The organism is Psychrobacter sp. 1U2 (assembly GCF_051847575.1).
In genome coordinates this window covers 1-2387 of the sequence record NZ_JBPYDC010000060.1, presented here as the reverse complement: position 1 = coordinate 2387, position 2387 = coordinate 1, and the positions used below count along the sequence as shown (strand labels likewise).

Below are 2387 nucleotides of genomic sequence, written 5' to 3'. Positions count from 1 at the left end.
CCATAGGCGTAGACCGGTTTGCCAAGCTCCATAAAGGCGTCTTTGCTCTTCCAATCTGGCTGCGCGATGATGCCGACGCGAAAGCCTTGCGATTCTAATAATCGCCCGATAATTGCCATACCAAAGCTTGGATGATCGACATAGGCATCACCTGAGATGATAATCACATCGCACGCATCCCAGCCCAGCGTGTCCATCTCAGCACGCGTCATCGGCAAATAAGGCGCAGGCTCATAGCAGCTTGCCCAATGCTTATCGTAGTCATATAGTGGCTTGACGCCTTGTTTGAAGGCGGTGCGAGCGATGGTATCGGCAGACATGAGGTGACCCTATTAATAGCGTGTTGGCAATCGCGACAGATGGACAATGTATTGCCGCAGTCGCTGATGCATAAAAAGGCGCTCATCTTACCATGAATTGCACTCATGGTGTGAATGCTGATTTATAGTAAGTCTTCGATAAGTGATTGATAGCATAAGGTAAAATGATGGATTAAATGGGGTATAGTGAACCATAAAGGCCTATTTTATTGATAGTGCGGTTTACTTAATGGAATCGAAAATGCTCTCGATGATTTTACTTGTGTACTTTATGCCAGTTGTCGTGCTTATTTATCTAATAACGACGGTTTATTATTATCAAAAAGGTCGTTTTTGCCGCAAATTCTTTACTTATAAATATTTAATGATAGCGATGCTGGTGCCCATAGCGGGCATGGCGCTGATCACTTTTGAATATTGGATAAATATGACGCATGGCGGCATTCATGTCGGTACATGGTTGTCTGTCTTATTTGTTTACGCCTTTATAGCGATTATTTTTGCCATCCCTTTTCTGCTATATCTGATAACGCCAAACAAGCAGCCTTAGCATATGGATCAATCTAAATAAATCTTCGTGCCACTTTTGGTAAAGTTCATCACAAACTGACTTTTAAAGTTGCGCACGTTGTTCTCATACGTCAGTAGATTGCGCGTAAATTGATGATAATCGCTCATGTTTTTGGCACTCACCATCAGCATAAAGTCGGCATCGCCCGACACCTCATAGCAGCTCATCACTTGCGCCTGCGCGTTCATTAAGCGCTCAAATCGGTGCTGCATCGAGTTATTTGAGCGCGCCATCTCAACCATCACAATCGCCGTCAAACTATAGCCGACCTTATTAGGATCTACGATGGCGACTTGCTTGGTGATCACGCCTGTGTCTGTCAGTGTTTGAATGCGGCGCTGGGCGGTAGCGATGGACACATGGACGTGTTCGGCGATCGTCTTTAGCGGCAGCGTGGCATCGTCTTGAAGGAGGTTTAAAATGGCTTTGTCGGTGGCGTCTAAAGACTGGCTCATAGGATCATACTCTGTTAAATCGTAATGGTTATTAGCGCATGCTTAAATCATAAATATGAAAAATGTAGTTATTATCACTATTATAGAGGATATGATAATAAGTATAGAAAATATCGAAAATTATGATAAATAAAGTTATAAACGAGGTTTTATAGAGATTTTTTATTGGAGGACGTCTGTATGATAGTCGTTAACCATTTCAGAGTGGTTAACCGATAAACCCTATAACCGATCTTCTTCTACTCACTCGCTAAATCAAGGTGCTTTTATGTCAACGTCTACTTTATCCGGTGCGCTTCACGCGACCTTGTCACGGCTGCCGATGCCTGCGGTATGGGCGTCGGGTAGCGCACAGGAGCGAACGCTGATGATGGGCGCAGCATTAGCTATTTTATCCAATGTTTTATTTGGGGTGCTATATGCTTACAGTAGCTTTTTGGCACCATTATCAGGTACGCAGGTATTTATCTGGCGCATGCTGGCGATGTGGGCGGCACTGGTTGGTTTTTTAACTTTTAGCGGTCAGCTGACAGGGCACATTGATAAATTAAAATCGCTTGGCAGCCTCAAGCAATGGGCGTGGCTATTATTGCCAACGCCAATATTTTTAAGTCAGTTTTGGCTATTTATGTGGGCACCGGTCAATGGCCAAGGCGTACAAACCGCGATGGGATATTTTTTATTTCCGCTTATGATGGTGGTGTTTGGCTGTGTCTTATTTGGTGAAAAATTAAGCCGCTTGCAGTGGCTAGCGGTGGGCTTTGCCGCGTTAGGCGTTGGCAGTGAAATCATTCGCACCCAAAGCATCTCATGGGCAACCCTTTGGGTGTGCGGCACGTATCCGTTATATTATATTTTGCGCCGCTTGCAGGGGGTTGGTGCGGTTACTGGGCTTTTGGTAGATTTGACGATATTTGCGCCATTTGCTTTGGGGTATTTATTTTTTATGGCGCCGGATAGCTTAAGTTTGGTTGGCGGCTCGGGCTTTTTTATTATGATGCTGATTGGCTTGGGTGTTTTAAGCGTGCTGGCGATGAAAAC

The 2387-nt window shown here is 44.7% G+C and carries 3 protein-coding genes and 1 pseudogene; 2 read left to right on the top strand and 2 right to left on the bottom strand.

Going from position 1 to position 2387, the window contains the following annotated elements:
• Positions 1–320, bottom strand: a pseudogene (locus ACS8FD_RS13030) (YgiQ family radical SAM protein); the annotation flags it as partial.
• 241 nt (positions 321–561) lie between these two features.
• On the opposite strand from ACS8FD_RS13030, the gene ACS8FD_RS13025 reads away from it, so the two are divergent.
• Positions 562–870, top strand: a complete 309-nt coding sequence (locus ACS8FD_RS13025; RefSeq protein ID WP_439262767.1) for a hypothetical protein — start codon at positions 562–564, stop codon at positions 868–870.
• 8 nt (positions 871–878) lie between these two features.
• On the opposite strand, the gene ACS8FD_RS13020 is transcribed toward ACS8FD_RS13025, so the two are convergent.
• Positions 879–1346 (bottom strand): Lrp/AsnC family transcriptional regulator, encoded by a 468-nt coding sequence (locus tag ACS8FD_RS13020; protein ID WP_439262765.1) that lies wholly within the window; start codon positions 1344–1346, stop codon positions 879–881.
• Positions 1347–1614: 268 nt separating this feature from the next.
• On the opposite strand from ACS8FD_RS13020, the gene ACS8FD_RS13015 reads away from it, so the two are divergent.
• Positions 1615–2387, top strand: a 773-nt coding sequence (locus ACS8FD_RS13015) for an EamA family transporter (RefSeq protein WP_439276208.1), incomplete at its 3' end; no start/stop codon positions are given.

Excerpts from the sequence above, each read along its gene's own strand:
- ACS8FD_RS13020 (WP_439262765.1), bottom strand. The coding sequence starts at position 1,346 with ATGAGCCAGTCTTTAGACGCCACCGACAAAGCCATTTTAAACCTCCTT.
- ACS8FD_RS13025 (WP_439262767.1), top strand. The coding sequence starts at position 562 with ATGCTCTCGATGATTTTACTTGTGTACTTTATGCCAGTTGTCGTGCTT.